Annotated in this window: 16 protein-coding genes; 7 read left to right on the plus strand and 9 right to left on the minus strand. The window is 45.1% G+C overall.

Annotated features, from left to right (window positions below; translation table 11 throughout):
• Positions 1–40: 40 nt before the first annotated feature.
• From QUA16_RS24540 to QUA16_RS24550, 3 genes are all read right to left on the minus strand, one after another.
• Positions 41–370: a type II restriction enzyme gene (locus tag QUA16_RS24540; RefSeq protein ID WP_333106511.1), complete on the minus strand. Its 330-nt coding sequence runs from the start codon at positions 368–370 to the stop codon at positions 41–43.
• A 2-nt stretch (positions 371–372) separates the two neighbouring features.
• A complete protein-coding gene (locus tag QUA16_RS24545; protein ID WP_333106512.1) occupies positions 373–1260 on the minus strand; it encodes a DNA adenine methylase in 888 nt (295 codons plus the stop codon).
• Between the two features lie 172 nt (positions 1261–1432).
• On the minus strand, positions 1433–2368 hold the full coding sequence (locus tag QUA16_RS24550; RefSeq protein WP_333106513.1) for a metallophosphoesterase: 936 nt from the start codon (positions 2366–2368) through the stop codon (positions 1433–1435).
• A 103-nt stretch (positions 2369–2471) separates the two neighbouring features.
• Here QUA16_RS24550 and QUA16_RS24555 point away from each other — a divergent pair, with 103 nt between their 5' ends.
• Complete coding sequence (locus QUA16_RS24555; RefSeq protein ID WP_333106514.1) at positions 2472–3503, plus strand: hypothetical protein; 1032 nt, start codon at positions 2472–2474, stop codon at positions 3501–3503.
• A gap of 181 nt (positions 3504–3684) precedes the next feature.
• Complete coding sequence (locus QUA16_RS24560; protein ID WP_333106515.1) at positions 3685–4446, plus strand: Uma2 family endonuclease; 762 nt, start codon at positions 3685–3687, stop codon at positions 4444–4446.
• Between the two features lie 97 nt (positions 4447–4543).
• Here the strand turns inward: QUA16_RS24560 and mrdA are convergent, their stop codons facing one another.
• Positions 4544–6358 (minus strand): penicillin-binding protein 2, encoded by a 1815-nt coding sequence (gene mrdA / locus QUA16_RS24565; RefSeq protein ID WP_333106516.1) that lies wholly within the window; start codon positions 6356–6358, stop codon positions 4544–4546.
• A 211-nt stretch (positions 6359–6569) separates the two neighbouring features.
• Between mrdA and QUA16_RS24570 the strand changes: the two genes are divergently transcribed.
• Complete coding sequence (locus QUA16_RS24570; RefSeq protein WP_006635567.1) at positions 6570–6929, plus strand: phage holin family protein; 360 nt, start codon at positions 6570–6572, stop codon at positions 6927–6929.
• A 261-nt stretch (positions 6930–7190) separates the two neighbouring features.
• Here the strand turns inward: QUA16_RS24570 and QUA16_RS24575 are convergent, their stop codons facing one another.
• The 5 genes from QUA16_RS24575 to QUA16_RS24595 form a co-directional block, all read right to left on the minus strand.
• The gene (locus tag QUA16_RS24575) at positions 7191–7868 is read right to left on the minus strand and encodes an N-acetylmannosamine-6-phosphate 2-epimerase (protein ID WP_333106517.1); all 678 of its coding nucleotides are present in this window, start codon (positions 7866–7868) and stop codon (positions 7191–7193) included.
• A 94-nt stretch (positions 7869–7962) separates the two neighbouring features.
• Positions 7963–8328, minus strand: a complete 366-nt coding sequence (locus tag QUA16_RS24580) for a four helix bundle protein (RefSeq protein WP_333106519.1) — start codon at positions 8326–8328, stop codon at positions 7963–7965.
• A gap of 24 nt (positions 8329–8352) precedes the next feature.
• A complete protein-coding gene (locus QUA16_RS24585; RefSeq protein WP_333106520.1) occupies positions 8353–8568 on the minus strand; it encodes a hypothetical protein in 216 nt (71 codons plus the stop codon).
• A complete protein-coding gene (locus QUA16_RS24590) occupies positions 8561–11110 on the minus strand; it encodes an ATP-binding protein (protein ID WP_333106521.1) in 2550 nt (849 codons plus the stop codon). The genes QUA16_RS24585 and QUA16_RS24590 overlap by 8 nt, the downstream gene beginning before the upstream one ends.
• Before the next feature lie 256 nt (positions 11111–11366).
• Positions 11367–11588 (minus strand): hypothetical protein, encoded by a 222-nt coding sequence (locus QUA16_RS24595; protein ID WP_333106522.1) that lies wholly within the window; start codon positions 11586–11588, stop codon positions 11367–11369.
• A gap of 302 nt (positions 11589–11890) precedes the next feature.
• On the opposite strand from QUA16_RS24595, the gene QUA16_RS24600 reads away from it, so the two are divergent.
• The 4 genes from QUA16_RS24600 to QUA16_RS24615 all read left to right on the plus strand — a co-directional run bounded on the left by QUA16_RS24600 (position 11891) and on the right by QUA16_RS24615 (position 17143).
• The gene (locus tag QUA16_RS24600; RefSeq protein ID WP_333106523.1) at positions 11891–13159 is read left to right on the plus strand and encodes a transposase; all 1269 of its coding nucleotides are present in this window, start codon (positions 11891–11893) and stop codon (positions 13157–13159) included.
• A 67-nt stretch (positions 13160–13226) separates the two neighbouring features.
• The gene (locus tag QUA16_RS24605; RefSeq protein ID WP_333106524.1) at positions 13227–14513 is read left to right on the plus strand and encodes a chemotaxis protein; all 1287 of its coding nucleotides are present in this window, start codon (positions 13227–13229) and stop codon (positions 14511–14513) included.
• A 301-nt stretch (positions 14514–14814) separates the two neighbouring features.
• Complete coding sequence (locus QUA16_RS24610; protein ID WP_333106525.1) at positions 14815–16737, plus strand: response regulator; 1923 nt, start codon at positions 14815–14817, stop codon at positions 16735–16737.
• A gap of 262 nt (positions 16738–16999) precedes the next feature.
• Positions 17000–17143: a hypothetical protein gene (locus tag QUA16_RS24615; RefSeq protein ID WP_333181396.1), complete on the plus strand. Its 144-nt coding sequence runs from the start codon at positions 17000–17002 to the stop codon at positions 17141–17143.
• Positions 17144–17197: the final 54 nt, after the last annotated feature.

A 17197-nucleotide genomic window follows, 5' to 3' on the forward strand; every position in this document is an offset into this window, starting at 1 on the left:
GAAGCTAAGTGTCGGTTTTCCCCAAAAGCGGCGCACCTTATCATACTTTTGTATATTTGCAAAATCGGGATGCTCCCAAAGCAATCACTTCAATTTCACTATCATATTTAACTTCAAAGTGTGTATTAAACTTCCCAATAACGTATTTAGAACGAGAAATTGGCAATATGGATAGATGATTGTCTCGAAAGATATCTGGCAAATTAACCGAGTGATCGAACTTTGCCATCAGCCTGCTTTCTCTTTCCTTATTAATTTGAGGCGATTCTATTTCAAAAAAACCATTTTTATCTAGCTCTTCTAATATATTATGCCTTTCAAATAGTGTTTCCCAAGCTCTATCGTTTGCAGTCTTCTTGGTTTTACTCATATTTATTGATCCTGAGATTCATAATTTAAAACTAATAATTCATCAACCATACCTCTTTTCAAGGCGTTTGAGTTTATACTTCTCGTTGCCCTAACTTGTTTGGTTGTATCCTGATAATGCTTGTACAAGTCCCGAATAAAATCCGTACAAGAATTACTCATCATCACCTTGCAACCTTTGACAGTTAGATCGTCAAAAACTTTTTTGAGTCGTTCTTGTTCGTTTCTATTAAAGCCATTTACATCATATCCAGTAAAAGAAGCTGTTTCCGAAACAGGATCATAAGGAGGATCGAAATAAACAAAATCTCCTCTCTTGGCATCTTTAACAGCCTCTGCAAAATCCTGATTTAATAGTGTGATATCATTGCTATTTAAATATTTGTTCACAGCTCTTAAAACAGCGTCATCTAAGAAATTGGGATTTTTATATCTACCAAATGGAACATTAAACTGACCTTGGGAATTAACCCTAAACAAACCATTATAGCAAGTTTTATTTAGATAAATGATTCGTGCTGCTTTTTCCACTTCCGACAAACTTGCATATTTTTTCATTGAACGATCTAAGTCTCTCATCTCATAATAAGACGTTTCGCTATTGCTATATTTATCCTTGCTTAATTCCTCCATCAGCTCATCTAAGGAGTCTTTGATTACTTTATAGCAGTTAATCAGTTCTTTATTGCTATCATTGATAACAGCTTTTTGGGGCTGTAACTGAAACAAGAGTGCGCCTCCACCTATGAAAGGTTCATAGTATGTATGTTTGCTTATCCGCTTGGGAACATACTTAACAATTTCTGGCAATAATTGTCTTTTACCTCCTGCCCATTTCAAGAAAGGTCTTACTAACGGATTTTTCCCTCTTACTAACGTATCGCTTTTCACTCAGATGCCTCTAACGCTACTATCAAATAACAATACATTATAAGTTGAATTTTAGTTCAAGTCAAGAGGAAAGGGTGATATGGATTCAAGGTGTAAGTCGCACTTAAATATAGCGACAAAAGCACCTTGACATAAATCTATTCCTCTGATATGTCTGGGAAAACAATCTGAATTAAGCCGATCGCACTTCGATCAGTCCCCTATCAAAAACCCGTTTGTCAGTACCGATAGAACTGACAAACATCCGGTCTTCATAGACATCAAACGTCGCAAAACTCAGGCGGCTAGCAGAATACTCCGTCCACTCAGAACGCCCCACCGGACGAGTGCCCGCGCCCGCACCGCAAATTAAATAAGTCGTACCGTTAATCGAGCGAGTGCGTTCGTAACTGTGCTCGTGTCCGTTGATATAAAGCTGCACGCCATACTTTTGAAACAAAGCCGCCAAAGTCTTAATAAAAGATTGATTCGATCCGTACACGCCAGAGGAATAAATCGGGTGGTGGCCGAACACAACTTTCCAAGGTGCGGTGCTCTGAGTCAACTCTTTTTCCAGCCAAACAAGCTGATTTTCCCAGTCAGCATTGTGATTGGTATCTAAAGCAAAAAACTGTACTGGATCTCGCCGAAAAGTATAGTAGCGACCTTGCATATTAAAACCCGCATATTTAACTTGCGGGTCGCCGTTAGCAGTGCGGATGTCGTGATTTCCCAGACAAGCATAAAATTTTACACCTTGCTGCAATAACGCCTGATAAGGCCGCTCGAAAACAGCATTAATTTTTTCAAATTCGCCGTTATTGTAGATATTGTCGCCGGCGAGAACAGCAACATTAAAAGGGTTTTCCCGGTGATATTGCGCCATCGCCTCAGCCACAGCATACTGACCTTCAGCGCCGGTACCGGTGTCGGCTACCGAAATAAAGCGTAAAATAGGCGGTGAGGCCGGCAAAGGGACGATCGCCCTTTCTGCCTCAACGTTAGAAGGCATAGCAGCTTTGGCGTCTGTACCCCAGGCAGTCCGAAGCTGAAACATTTTCCAGACTCCGGCCAAACCTAAGCTGCTGAGACTGCCTAAAATTAGAAAGTGACGACGTTTGATGCTCATTTTGATTCAGTTACAACTAATGAAATGATAAATTAAGGTTGAGATGGCTCAACTAAAAATTTATCGCTTTTAGATATATTTGCAACGCCCCAAGGCAGAGAAAATGTCAGAAGAACAACTAAACCAACCAACTCCAGAACCCTCTCAATCTCCGACACCGGAGGTTGATTCGGCCGCCAAGTCTGCCCCCACTGGCAGCAAAACTCAAAATGCCAGCAGCGCGGTTCCCAAAAATCAGAGAATCAAAACTTTGATGGCATCGATTGGGAATTTGGGAAAAAAAGGTAAAAAAGTACCAGCCGAACCCTCGTTGCAGCAAGAAAAGCCGATCGCGCCCACCGCTTCTGACTCAGCAACAGTAACTCCTGCGGCTGTTGCTGCGGAAGTTAACAGCGTGCCACCAAAAGTTGCTGTAAAAGTTGAGAAAAAGCCTGTATCCCAACGCAGGGAAGGAAGCTTTTTACAGAACGTCGGTGTACTTTGGCAAAGTATTGTGCGGCTAGTGCGATCGCTACTGCCACCATCTACGAACCAGAAGCTGTCAGATCCAATTTTAAACGCCGCCCTAGCAGCAATTCTAATCGTTGCAGTCGGTTTAACTCTCAACAGTTTCTCGCCAAAACCGCCGGAGAAAGTAGCAAAAGTGCCTCTCCCAGCAGCGCAGCAGCCGTCGCCAACTTTTGGCGATTTTGTGGCGTCGGGAACGCCGAAATCCCCAGAGGCGATCGTACCATCTGAGCCAATCTCTGCTAAATTCAAAAGCAAGTTGCCCGATTTAGTGGCGCCGGAAAAACCCCAACCAGTAGAACTTATCCCACCGCCACCGCTGACGCCCGAACAGTCTCTGATTGCTGCGATTCAAAATCAAGTTACTGAGATTAAGAATCGACTGGGCGGCGGTTTAGTTGAGTCTGTTCAAGCGAATTTTTCCAGCAGCATTTTGACAGTAAAAGTCGCTGAAGATTGGTACAAACTCAGCGAAGTTGAGCAAAATCAACTAGCAACGAAGATGTGGAAGGAGGCTAACTCACTCGATTTCAGCAAGTTAGAAATTGCGAATAGGGAAGGCAAGTTAATAGCTAGAAGTCCGGTTGTTGGTTCGGAAATGATTATTTTAGAGAGAGGGATTAATTAGAATTTAAATAGTCTGTATCTATACACCATCTTACCAGCCTTAAAGTCCAGGACGCAGCACCTAATTATGTAGGTGTGCAGTGCACACCTTACCGCTGTTGATTTCTTTGAGGATATTGAACTTGTTTCAAATCCGAAAGAATGCTACCATTCAATTAGTTAACTTTGAGGAAAATTGAAAAATGACAATTTTAACTCAAGTCGAACAACTAGAAATTGAATATCCCAGCAGCGACGGAGAGCCGATGGCTGAAAGCGACATCACGCGCGATTACATGACTTACAGCGTTGAATCGGTCAAGCTTTACTTTCAAGAACGTTCTGATGTTTACGTGTCAGCCAATTCTTTCATTTATTATGAACAAGGGAATAACCAAGCGGTTGTTGCTCCCGATATTTATGTGGTGTTTGGAGTGGCTAACCGCAAAAGGGATAATTATAAAGTTTGGGAAGAAGGCGGAATTACTCCCGATTTTGTGTTAGAAATTACTTCGGAAACAACTCAGACGAAAGACCAAGAAACTAAACCGGAAATTTATCAGGCTTTGGGAGTTAGGGAATACTTTCAGTACGATCCGTCGGGAGATTATCTGAACCCAATTTTACAGGGAGTACGTTTGATAAACAATCAGTACGAGCCGATTGCAGCCAACAATATCGCTTTCGATACGCTGTGGTTGTTCAGTGAAGTGCTGGGACTCGAATTGCATCTAATTTCAGGAGAATTGAGGTTTAGAGTTCCTGAAACCGGTGAGTTTTTGAAGACTCACAAGGAAGAAAACCTGGGACGACTGGCCGAGCAACAAGCACGACTGGCCGCGGAGTCAACATTGCGCCAGCTCGTAACTCAACTCTTAAATTCTGGAATGAATCTGGAACAGGTAGCCCAAATGATGAATTTATCAACCGTGGAAGTGAGACGATTGATAGGGGAAAACTTTTGATCGATCGCACTTTTCCCAGATATCTTGGAAAAGTGCGATCGAAGTATGGGACAAAATGTGAACAGTCAACAGTCAACAGTCAACTATTAACTAATGACTAGAGAGGCTTATTAGTAGGTTTAAAACCCTGCTTTTGAAAATAGGTTCTAAATACGTCTAGAGCAATTGGTGCCGCCGATACTGCACCAAATCCCCCCCCTTCAACGATAACTGCGATCGCAACTTCAGGTTTGTCAGCAGGAGCAAAACCTACATACATAGAATTGTCAGGATGACCGGGCATTTCCACAGTCCCAGTCTTACCAGCACTTAAAGGAATAGTACCGTCATTCATGCCGCGGCCTGTACCTTTTTTCACAACGTCCATCAATCCCTGGCGAACGATGTTTAAAGTTGCAGGCTTAATACCTGTTGGAATTTTTTTAGTTATAGGAGTATTGGTTTGAGAAGCCAATAAATGCGGCTGAACTCGCCAACCGCCATTAGCAATAGTTGATACCATCACAGCCAATTCTAGGGGAGTACAAAGTACCAAACCTTGACCGATCGACATTGTTACCGTATCGCCAACATACCAATCTTCCCCATACATTTTCTGTTTCTCTGCTGGGATCGGAACTTGACCGTGATTGGCGCCGTCTATCCCCAAAAGATCTAAATTAATAGTACCGCCAATGCCCATTTTTTTTGCCCATTTCGCCATTTCTTCCGGCCCTGCAGCCATACCTACTTGATAGAAAAACGTATTGCTGCTGTAGGCTAAAGCATCGCGGAAACCGATAACGCCGTAACCGGCGCCGTGTTCGTTAAAGGAAATTCCGCCGATGTTAATTGAAGCAGAACTTACCAAAGTAGAGTCCGGAGAAAACTTGCCAGACTCCATCCCGGCTACAGAAGTTACAATCTTAAAAGTGCTGCCGACTGGATAGCCTTGAACGGCCCGATTTAAAAATGGTTTGTCTGGCCCTTGCAGCCGATCCCATTCTTTTTGACTTACCTTGCGGGTGAAAATATTGGGGTCAAATGTCGGCCAACTAGCCATTGTTAAAAGAGCGCCGGTTTTCACGTCGATCGCCACAACTGCACCCAGGCGATCGCCCAAAGCTTTTTCCGCAGTTTTCTGCATATCTAAATCTAAAGTTAGCTGCACGGGTTTGCCGGGAATAGGGTCTTTGACACCTAAATCTTGGATTTCTTCGCCCTTAGCATTCACCTCGATTAAACGGTTTCCCCAAACGCCCTCTAAAGTTGAATTGGCTAATTTTTCCACTCCCATTTGACCGACGATCATTCCCATAGGATATGCAGGATTAGCTTTTAATTGCTCTAAACTAGCTTCGCCGACGTATCCCAAAAGGTGAGCTGCTAATTGCTGGTTGGGATTGTCTCGGCTCGATTCTACGCGAATTTCAACTCCCCGCAAAGTATTAGCTTGTTCTCCCAACGCGACGAAAGTACCGACATCGATATCCTTACTAATTCGCACTGGCAGGGCCGATCTGTAGCCAGCGGCATCGATTTTTTTGATAATTTCGGCCGCGGGAAGTTTGACGATCGGGCCCAGTGTAGCGGCGATCTCTTGCCACTCCTTGGTCGATCGCTCTTTTGGCCACACATAGACCGATCGAGATACGCGGTTGGCCGCAAAAATTTTGCCGTTGCGGTCTAAAATTTGACCGCGATTCGCTGCCACTGAAACAGGGCGAATGCGGTTATTTTCCGCCCGTTGTCGGTTGTAGGCTCCCTGTACCAGTTGCAGTTCGGCTAGACGAAATATTGGTAGCGCCATCAAGGTAGTGACGATCAGCATAAAAATCATAACTTGGAGCGATCGGCTGCGTTGCCGTGAAGCATTGTCCAAGCCATTTTTGTCGAATCGGACTTGAGAGTTAAAAGAAAAATCGCCAGCCATATTAATTAATCTGCTCTTTTTATTCAACTAACAGGTTGATACGGTTCCCATCCGGATTATTGGGCTGAGAATACAGGGATTATAACTTCTAACTCTTTAGTGACAGACATAAATTCTGTCGGTTGGCAGACGAATCCGCCAGATTGTTTAATTAAGGTCGATCTTAATCAGGCTTTTCTGACAATTCAACTGTTAAGGAGGTAGGGGCGCTTTGGAACCGATCGATTTTTTGATTGCTTGGCTGGTGACGGGCAGCAGCTTGCTGCTAATTTCTCAACTCCCGATCGGCGTAGAAATTGACAGCACACCGAAAGCAGTAATTTCCGCTGCGGTTTTGGGAATGTTGAATGTTTTAATTTTGCCAATTCTGAAAGCAGTTTTTTTCGTGCCGAACTTGCTGACGCTGGGATTGCTTTCCGGCGTGTTTGCTTTTGTAATGAACGTGATTGTTTTTGCCTCGGCTGCAAAGTTAGTGGAAGGATTTAGTTTGCGGATGGGTCTTTGGAGCGCGGTACTGGGGGCGATCGCCTTGGCTGTAGTTAGCAGCTTTATCAACGGCGCACTGATTTAGCAACTTCCCCGGATAAAGGGCGATTGAAATCGCCCGATATTTCCCACCCTTAGCTGGCGCGTTTCCTGTGCCTACAACCGATTTCTATCGCTGAATATTTCTTCTCCCTTCTTCCTTCAATCCGTTACATCCGTTACATCCGTCGAGCGAATCCGTTGCCGAACTTCCTTCAATCCGTTACATCCGTCGAGCGAATCCGTTGCCGAACTTCCTTCAATCCGTTACATCCGTTACATCCGTCGAGCGAATCCGTTGCCGAACTTACTTCCCCATCAGCGACTTATAGGCTGTCACCTTAAGATCGATCCCAGTAATATCTGTCCCCACAACAACAGCCACCGCTCCTAAATCCAAGGCTTTTTTAGCCATTTCCGGCCCCGATATCCCGCCTTCGCAGATAACGGGAACCTTAAGCTTTTCTACCATTTCCGCAACCAAATCAAATCCCGGCGGCGACAAATTTTCCGTCTGGGCAGTATAGCCAAAAAGAGTAGTTGCTACAGTATCTGCACCAGCTTCGGCTGCCGCGATCGCAGCTTCTATTGTATCTACATCCGCCATCACTAATTTGCCCAATTCACGGTGAATTCGCCCGATTAATGTCTTTAAGTCTTCGCCACCAGCAGGACGATTTCTCTCAGTAGCATCAACGGCGATAATATCGGCTCCAGAAGCGGCGATCGCCCGCGCGTCTTCAAACCGAGGAGTAATGTAAATCTCGCATCCCGGCAATTGCTGCTTCCAAATCCCAATTATGGGAGCGGATATCTGTTTTCGCACCGCCGCAATGTGAGCCGGAGTGTCAATCCGCACGCCCGATGCACCTCGATTGATAGCGGTTCGAGCCATTGCCGCAATTACGATCGGATCGTGCAGCGGCGAATCAGCAGGTGCTTGACAAGAAACAATTAATCCTGTAGGAATTTGACAATTAATCATGGGGAATTGGGAATGGGGAATTGGGCATCGGGCATGGGGCATCGGGCATGGGGCATCGGGCATCGGGCATCGGGCATCGGGCTTTTTTTGTAATTTATTCCCTGTGCCCTATTGAACTCAAATAAGCGTTAAGTTTTGGTAGTAATTTATCGACAATTGGTTTAAATTTGCTTACTTCTTCGCTTGTTATAAGTTGTCTAGCATAGGCTAATCTTAACCAGTTTACTGTTTCGTACAAAGAGCCTCTCGCAATTTTTACAAAACGCCGATTATCTTGGTCATTATAACGACCTCTGCCTTCAGCAATATTAGCACAGACACTATCAGCAGACCGAACGATCTGTTTGCCCATCGTATCTTTTGTGAAATTATCCCATTTTTTAACAATTTCCCAAATCTGATTCGCCAAACTTTCCGCCAACTTATAAACCTCTAATTCCTCAAAATCAGGTCTTCCCATAATTACCTAAAAAACTCAATTATATTAAATGCCCCATGCCCAATGCCCAATGCCCCATCCCCCATGCCCCATCCCCCATGCCCCATCCCCAATGCCCCATCCCCAATGCCCAATGCCCCATCCCCAATGCCCCATGCCCCATGCCCCATCCCCAATGCCCCATCCCCAATGCCCCATCCCCAATGCCCGATGCCCCATGCCCGATGCCCGATGCCCCATGCCCCATGCCCAATTACCCATTACCAATCCCAGCCATTAAAGAAATAATTTTGTCCAGCAATTGCTCAGGGTGAATCGGTTTAGCCAAACAATCGTTAGCTCCCGCCGTCACGAAAGATATCTGATCTGGCGGGATTTCATTAGCGCTTAAGGCCAGAATTTTGATATTTTCAGTAGCGGGTTTTTGGCGCAGTTGGTGAATTATTTCGCAGCCATTCATACCGGGCAAACGCATAGCGACGATCACAGCATTGGGCTGCAAAAGTTCAATTTGTTCCACCGCCGCCGAACCTTCAATCATCCACACCACTTGCATTCCTGCGACAGTCAGGATATCGCAAATCAGCATGGCAGTTTCTTCATCTTCTTCGACGAGCACGAGGCTGCCCCGCAAGGAGGAAGAATGCAGGGGTAAAGATGAATTCGATTTTTCATATTTAAATTTTGTGGATTCATCTTTGCTTTGAGTTTGAATTGGTATAAAAACGGTAAAAGTAGAGCCGACATCAACTGTAGAGTTAACTTCGATCGCACCGCCGTGAAGCTCTACTAACTGTTTAGTTAAAGCCAATCCCAGACCGGTGCCGCCGTATTCGCGGCGGTAGGGAGAATCTAACTGCTGGAATTTTTGAAACAACAGCGATCGCTGATTTTCGGGAATTCCAATGCCGGTATCTTTGATTTGAAAAACAGCGGTGCTGCCAGCAGGTGCAGTACCGGGCTGCCGCCCTGCAGGCGTTCGATTTTTATCTTCTGTCACCCAAACTCGCAGGATGACTTGCCCGCCTTCGGGAGTAAATTTAATCGCATTTCCTAAAAGATTGAAGAGAATTTGTCTCAAGCGGCGCGGGTCAGCGATGAAGCGATCGCACTCTTGTTTGATCCGCTGTTCTTGCACCAGTTCCACACCTTTAGCCGCAGCTTTTTCTTTGAGGGCGTGCAGACTCTGAGAAGCTAATTTAGAAATTGAAAATTCACTAATTTTTAATACTGCTTTTCCCGCTTCTACTTGCGATAAATCTAAAATATCGTTAATTAATTCTAATAAGTGGTCGCCGCTGTCTCGGATAGTTTGCAGGTACTGCCGCTGCTTTTGTATCGGCACTTCTTTACTGCCCACTTTGCCGTAAGACCACCGCAGCAGCGTGTCGGAAATGCCGATGACGCAGGTGAGAGGAGTCCGCAATTCGTGGCTCATAGCTGCCAAAAATTCGCTCTTGGCGAGGCTGGCAGACTGGGCGGCAACCAATGCATCGCGCAGTTCTCGCGTGCGCTCTATTACGCGCTGTTCAGAGGTGCGCTTTTGCTGCTGGACTTGTGCATAAAGTTCGGCTTGGTAAATGGCGATCGCCAAATGTTCTGCTATTTGTCGCAAAAAAGTTTTTTTGCTTTCTTCCCACTCCCGAAAAGTACACTGGTGGGCAATTAGCAGCCCCCACAAGTCGTCTTGAACTACGATCGGCACTAGCAACTTTGCCCGCACCTTCGCCCGTCGCATCAACTCTAAAAAACAAGGCTGTGAAGAGTAAGTTGTTTCCACATCCGCGACGCACAAAGCCAAACCTTTGCGATATTTCTCTCGGTCAATGACTCCCTGGGTAAAACACTGCGCGTCTTCAGTAAAATTCAGTACAGACGAGATAGCATCGTTGGCTAAAGCTTCGTAGGTAACGCGACCTAAATACAAGTAAGACGCGGAATTTTCTTGGAGTTCGCCAGACCCAGAAACCGCCGCAGGTATTTCTTTAGCTAACTCGCCCTTGTGCGGCGCGGACACTTTTTCAAATTGATAAATTAACAGGCGATCGACCTCCAAAAACTCTCGCACTTGCTCGACTGCTTTTGACAAAATTACAGGCAATTCCAAACTCTGGCGGATTTGAGTTGTCACCTGATTCAAAAGTCGCTCTTGTTCAAGCTGTTGCTGCAAAGCATCTTCCACTGGCTGACAAAATGAAATGCAGGGACTGGCAATTTGTAATTGATTTACGGCTTCGGCAATCTGGCTTTGTAGTGTTTCGGGATCTATAACTTTGGGTGCGGATTTTCCCTCTATTTCTGTTTGGCTGTGTAGGGGCGGGCGATTATTTGGGCTGGCATTGGCAGCGAGAATATCCAGCAAATTTAGGGTGAATTCGCTTTGCAGAACGGCCGAGTTGGGCTGTATATTTTTTATTGCTTGTTTGAGGGCGGGAATGTCAATTGGCCACGAGGGTGCGGGCGTTATTTCTGCGAGTTTGTCTGCAAGGGGAGACAGGAAATTGGCGATCGCCCCGGGGTCGAAAGTCAACTGCACATTCAATTGCGAATGGAGATTTTTTTCGCTGTGCTTGTGTCCGTTGGTTGCGAACTCATCTAATAGATTGCCCCGCAGCAGGGCGCTAAAATGCTCTGATACCACTGCTGCAAACCTTTCCGACGAATTTTCCAGATTTTGAGAATCAGCCATCGCATCGTCGGTGAGCCAAATCGCCCCTGGGATTTCAGCCATTTGCTGTAACAACTGGTAAGCAGCCTCAAAGGTTGCTAGCGGCAAAGTCCGATTTAAGGTTTTTGGTTTCAATCTAAATATTTTCCCGGTTGACAGTTAAAGAACAAAATTTGAATGCCCCTGTTGTGAGGACGGAACCTGGGGCACAACAGGCGTGGCCGATCCAACAAGTTGAGATGACAGTAGTCAGAAAGTAGGTAATAGAAGGCCCCAGGGTCCGAGAGCTAATTTCTCCCTATAAGTAGTAGTTCCGAATTAATTACACAATATTTCTACTGAAACCCTTGCCTAGCAAGGAGTCTTTATGTAATTAATTTTGTGTGGTTACTTAGTTGTCCTCTTTCTTCTGGGCTAGTGACCCCCGCTTCAGCGCTTTACGAGCGCGAAAGCGGTAGGAGGAAACGGGGGGAAGGGATACGGCTGTATAATCGATCGCTTCTGGTTGTGTTTGTGAACTGGGTTGTTGATGGAAACTAAGCAATTCCACTCCCATTGCTGGGGTGAAGTTAGCACGCGCCTTTGTTTTCTGAGCTGATTCGGCTAATGGCACGTCCTTAACCCAAATAAAAATGTTTAACCCTTAACGACAGAACATGGGACTAGCTACGTATCCGCTTGGTGTCATTACTCAAAAAACCTAGACATCAAAGGTGTCAGGCTGCTCAACTGAAAATGAAGTTTTAGGCCCGAAGCCCAGTCACTTCCGTGCTGGGTCGTTGACTACTTTCAACAATCTTATTCCAGTATTGTAAAACTTCGTTGAGTTTATAAGCAATTATAAACAAGAATGGTATCATATCGCTATGAGTGTTGAACAAGAAATACGCACAGCCCAAAGAAGGGAAGTCTCAAATGCAGCTAACAGAGAGGCACATCATTAAATCCACGGAACATCGTTTCGCCCAAATTGACGAACTAGCTTTCAAGTCCAAAAACCTCTACAATGCCGCCAATTACGTCATTCGTCAGAGCTTTATTTATGGATGGGGTTATGTCAGTTATAACGAAATGAACCGATTGATGAAGTCTCATGAAGCCTACAAGGCTTTGCCTGCTAAAGTAAGTCAGCAAATCTTGATGGTGCTAGACAAGAATTGGAAATCGTTTTTTGAAGCCGTTAAAGCTTACAAAGCTGACTCTTCAAGATTCACGGGTAGCCCAAAATTGCCAAAGTACAAAGATAAGACTAAAGGGCGAAACCTTCTCGTCTACACGATTCAAGCAATTAGCAGCAAACAGTTGAAGAAAGGAATCATTAAACTTTCCGGCACTGAAATTTCAATTAAAACCCAACTAAATCCCAACCAGATTTGTCAAGTTAGACTGGTTCCGAAATGTGATTCCTATGTAATTGAGGTGATTTATGATGAAGCGGAGTCCACCCTTGGCAATGCCAACTCTGTAGCTAGTATTGATTTGGGACTGGATAATTTAGTGGCGTTAACTTCAAATCAACCGGGATTTATCCCTTTGTTGATTAACGGGCGACCATTGAAATCGATTAACCAGTTCTACAATAAGCGTCAAGCACGATTGCAATCCCAGTTAAAAGGGAATCGCAAAACTTCGCCCCGCATTCAGCGCTTAACTCGCTGTCGCAATCAAAAAGTTGATAATTACTTACATCATGCTAGCCGTCTAATTATTAACCTTTTGCTCACCAAGCAGATTGGGACGCTAGTAATTGGCAAGAACGCGCAGTGGAAAACAGAAATCGAGTTAGGGAAGCAAACCAATCAAAACTTTGTTAGTATTCCTCACTCTCGATTAATTGAAATGTTGGAGTACAAAGCTCGGTTGGCGGGAATCACAGTAATTGTGCAGGAAGAATCCTACACATCCCGATCCAGTTTTTTAGGTTTAGACCCAATTCCTGTTTATGGAAAAACAGAAAAAGAGCCTGTGTTTACTGGGAAACGGATTAAGCGGGGTTTGTACAAAACGTCGAGTGGTCAGCTAATTAATTCCGATGTGAATGCAGCGTACAATATCCTCAGAAAAGCAATCCCAAATGCCTTCAGCAATGGGATAGGGAGCTGCGTAGTTCAGCCGAGGCGGGTCGATCCGCTCAAAGCAAAAGTGAAAGGGGAGGGACTTAACGCCTCCCATGTTTATAAATGACTATACTTTTGCCAGCTATAATATTAATATATAATTTGTTAACTTGTACTTAACACTATCCGGGTAAATGAGCAATCCAACTCAACTCACCCCCGATTTCACGATCGGACATCTGCCGTGTCACGACTTCCAAGTGAGCGCTACAACTCTAGGACAGGTAGTGGCTGAAAGATTTGAGCAAGAACCAGACCTGCCGGGAGTCATTATTACTCATGAATCACAGGTATTGGGCATGATTTCTCGCGTCAAATTTCGAGAGCAAATGAGTTTTCCAGATCGCGTAGAACTTTACGGGTCACACCCGATTCGAGCCTTGTTAGATTTTATTAGAATTCCGCCTTTGCTGCTTTCGGAAAACTGGAAAGTTGAGGATGCCGTCCAAGCGTCTTTCCACAGGCACAAAGACTTGATTTATGAACCGATTATTGTGGTAAGGGAAGACCATAGCCACCACCTTTTGGACGTTCATACTCTGGTGATTGCCCAGTCTAAGCATTTAGCGCAAGCTAACAAACTTATTCAAAAATACCGAGTAGAAAGACACAAGTATTTGGCGCTACTTCAACAAGAACAGGCTAAGGTTCACGAATGTAATGAGCTTTTAAAAATCCAACAACGTCAAACAGAAAAATTGCATACCAATCCCAGTTCCCAGCAAGTGGCACTGGTCAAACAAGCTGAAGAAATTGCTCAAATGAATCAGCGATTTGTGAGGATTGCGAAACTGATTTCTTCCGAAGGTCGCCAAGCATTTCAAGCTACTTTTCAAGGCGCTAATTCTATTTGCAACAATACAGATAAAATTTTGGGCGTGGGCAAAGCAATAGCTAATGATTTAGAAACGGTTAACCGCACTTCCCGAACCATCCGGGAGGCGATCGAACAAGTCAGGCATTTAGCAGTACAGGTGGCTGTAGTGACCAATCAAATGGGAAGTCAGCCCAGCGGTCTGAGCAAAGTGAGTCTAGAAATTGGCAGACTGGCAAGTAAAACTTTTGAATTGGGGACTCAAATGGAGCAAATTGCCAGCCGGTTTAAACTTCGAGTTCACGAAATCACGGAGGCAGCAAGAGCGGGTGCTAATGTGGCTAAATCCGTGACGATCAAGATCGATCGCGCAGAAATGGCCCTGTTAGAGTTGGAAGAATTAATAGCGGAAAAAAATTTCAATTCCTTGACCGCTATCCAAGAACCTTTGGCCGGCATAAAAAGTGTTACCGCTGATTCTTTAGTTCGAGAGACAGAACACGCCGAGGTTACGGTTTCCGAGTTGGAAGACTTAGTTAAACATCAAGATTCCTCGCAATATCTGATTCAAAAGATTCAGCAGGCGCTGAAGTCCAAAAAGCCATAAAATTCCAGCGTGAATCTAATGAAATATTTCGAGAAGAAAACAAACAAAATAAAAATATAGCGGTTCTCAAAAAAGTGAGGTATGCCCTATGCTCTATGCCCTATGCCCACGGAGCCCTATGCCCATGAGTACCTCATATTTCTGAGAAAGGCTATAATAATTGACTATTATCCTCTTTGTCAAAGACTATTTGTTATACTGAAGGTGGGGAAATTTTAAATGGGGTTGTATAAAGGCTATTTAATTAGCCCCAAAAACCGATAAAAAGTTCTAAGAATAGTTGGAATGACAGGTGAGGTTTATGAAAATCCTGCTGGTAGAAGATGACACAGTTACAGTCAGTTTGCTGACTCAAGCGCTGAACTCTCACAATTACAATGTGAATGCGGCTGCCGACGGTGAAACAGCGTTGCATTTGGTGCAGGCATACGATTACGACATGATTGTTTTGGATGTGCTGATTCCTAAACTCGACGGCATTAGTTTGTGTCGGAAATTGCGATCGTCCGGCTGCCAAATGCCGATTTTACTGCTGACAGCGCTAGATAGCAGCAACGATCGAGTCCAAGGTTTAGAGGCGGGTGCAGACGATTATGTGGTCAAACCCTTTAATCTCGAAGAATTAATCGCTCGAATTCGGGCTTTGCTGCGCCGGGGTAAGACAACTTTGTCGAGTACAAATTTGACCTGGGAAAAACTGCAAGTCAACCCGGACACTACGGAAGTAACTTATGCCGAAAAAGTGCTGCACTTGACTCCCAAAGAGTACAATTTGCTAGAACTTTTCCTGAGAAATCCTCGGCGCATTTTCAGTCGCAGCGCCATCCTCGATCGCATTTGGTCGGCCGGCGAATTTCCTCAAGAAGAAGCCGTTACCGCTCACATCAAGGGGCTGCGGCAGAAGCTGAAAGCAGCCGGGATGACTGTAGATTTAGTGGAAACCGTGTACGGATTGGGCTATCGGCTCAAAAGTCTGCCGGAGGAGATTGAGAGCCAACAAGTTGGGCAGGAAACGCCAGAAACTGCTAAAACTCAAGAGACTTTATCTACTGAATCCAGCGGAGCGAGCCAGGAATTAACCAATGACGAGCGCCGTCTCAAAGTCTTGAATGCGATTGCCCAAATGCGGGAAAATTTAAAAGCTAATTTTATAGAAAAGGTGGCGATATTCGATCGCGCGATCGCTCAACTGAAAAACGGAACCTTGGAGGGTGAACTGCGCGAGCAAGCCCAGGCTCAAGCTCACAAATTAGTCGGTTCTTTGGGAACGTTAGGGCTGCCGCAAGGTTCGGAAGTTGCGCGCCAGATAGAACATTTGTTCAAGGCCCAAAACATCTGGAAACCGGATACGGCTCAGCAGATTGAAGGATTTCTGCAAAAGCTCACACAGATATTCGATCGCCCGTCGCCTGAACCAGAAGGCGATTTGGTTCCTGCGGTTTCCCAAAAGCGCCGAATCCTGATTGTTGATGATGATACTTTTGGGATCGATCGACTGAAAACAGTAGCATCCGGTTCCGGCTTCCACATAGAAGTCGCCAACTCTCCGCAAGCGGCAAGAAATGCCATTTCTCAACAGCCTCCCGACGCGATTTTGCTGGATTTGACATTTTCCCGATCTCAGGAAAACGGACTTTCTCTCCTAGCCGAACTCCGCAGTGAAAAGCCCGAAATTCCGGTGATGGTTTTTAGCGAGTACAATCAATTGAGCGATCGAATAGAAGTTGCTCGTTTGGGAGCTTCGGGCTTTTTACACAAATCTATACCCCCAGCAGATATACTCAAAGCAGTCGCCCAACTAATCGACCAGACTGGCCCTGCTGAAGCTAAAGTTATGGTGGTAGACGATGACGTGGATCTATTGGCTGCACTGCAAGTGATTCTACAACCTTGGGGATTTCACGTAACAACATTGGACGATCCCGAAAAGTTCTGGGAGGTACTCGAAACAACTTGTCCGGATTTGCTAATTTTAGATGTGGAGATGCCCGGTTACAGCGGTATCGAGCTGTGTTTGGCAGTTCGCAACGATTTGCGCTGGAGCAAGCTCCCCGTGCTATTTTTGACAGCTCATTCCGAATCGGAAATAGTGCGCCAAATGTTTGTCGCAGGTGCTGACGACTACGTGAACAAGCCGATCGTGAAACCGGAATTAATTGCTCGCCTCCTGAATCGTTTGGAGCGGACTCAACTGAGAAACAGACTGGCTCAGGCACAGCGCTAATCCCATTTTAGATTGAAAAAATTAAAAAATTCAAGAATTGAAGAAGTGGGAATGACTGATGAGATATGGGTTTCGATCGCGTATCTAGACTTATATTATTTTTTTTGAATGGGATAACTAGAAGCAAATATGCAGTGCGTGTCCGAAACAAATCAGGAAGCCTTAGCCAAGACAGGGGATTGTTAGATGGTGTGATTGCGACGCGGTGCTGTTGATTGATGCTAGCCCGCCGATCGAGAACACAGACGGGAGCATCTCACTTATGCAGCCCTCCGCTAGAAATAGGAGCCAGGAGTCAGGAGTCAGGAGTCAGGAGGAAAGAAGAAGAAGGAAGAAGGAAGGAGGAAGAAGGAAGGAGGAAAGAAGAAGAAGGAAGAAGGAAGGAGGAAGAAGGAAGGAGCCATAATAAGTGTTTTTACAAATATGAGATGCTCCCACACAGGCTAATTTAGAGAAGTAT

Source organism: Microcoleus sp. S13_C3, assembly GCF_036700905.1.
GTDB lineage: Bacteria > Cyanobacteriota > Cyanobacteriia > Cyanobacteriales > Microcoleaceae > Microcoleus.